The following is a 765-nucleotide window of genomic DNA, read 5'->3' as shown; positions in this document are numbered from 1 at the left end:
CCCCCGAGCAGCCGCCGCACCGGGTGCCGAAGGGGCTGTGAGCCCGTCGGTCACCCCGTGCGTACCCCCGCCGCGCGCCGGGCCACCGCCGTATGGCCGTACCTGCGCGGCGGGGGGTGTGGGTCCGCGTTAGTTTGACCTTGATTTCGCTGTGGCGTCCGGTTTCCCCGGGCGTCGGCGACGGGTGCTTCCGTGGAGGGGGAGGGGTGCCGATGACGCAGGACGCTCCCGAAGTGCTCCCCGTACCGGCCGGCCCTCCGGCGCCGCGCCTGCGGGGCCTCGTCTGGCAGGTGGGGCTGCTGGTCTGCGTCCTGCTCGTCCTCGCCTACCTCACCCAGCGGTACTGGCCCACCGCGCGCAGCGGCGCCGTGCGGCTCACCGAGGCCGACCAGGGCTGGCTCTCGGTCGGGGCGGTCGCGGCCGTGGGCACCTGGGCGGCCGCCGCGCTCGCCCAGCAGGGGGCCGTCGTGGAGCGGCTGCCCGGCGGACGGCTCGTCGCGGCCCAGTTCGCCGCCTGCGCCGCCAACCATCTGCTGCCCGCCGGGATCGGAGCCGGGGCGGTGAACCTGCGGTTCCTGCTGCGCTGCGGGCTGCCCATGGGCCGCTCCGCCGGTGCGCTCGCCGTCAAGGGCGGGGCCGGAGGCGTGTCGAAGCTGCTGCTGATCGCGCTGCTGGTGCCGTTCTGTCCGGGGCTGCTGCGCGTGCCCGAAGTGCCGCTGGTCTGGCTGACCGGCGCGCTCTGCGCGGCGCTGCTGATCGCGGCGG

General features: G+C 76.5%; 1 pseudogene. It reads left to right on the top strand.

The window, feature by feature from the left end:
- Positions 1 to 212: 212 nt before the first annotated feature.
- A pseudogene (locus GT030_RS11185) lies at positions 213 to 765 on the top strand (TIGR00374 family protein); the annotation flags it as partial.

This window comes from Streptomyces sp. SID1328, from assembly GCF_009865595.1.
Taxonomy (GTDB): domain Bacteria; phylum Actinomycetota; class Actinomycetes; order Streptomycetales; family Streptomycetaceae; genus Streptomyces; species Streptomyces griseoluteus.
Note: the sequence above shows the minus strand (reverse complement) of the source record. Positions and strands in the feature narration are given on the sequence as shown.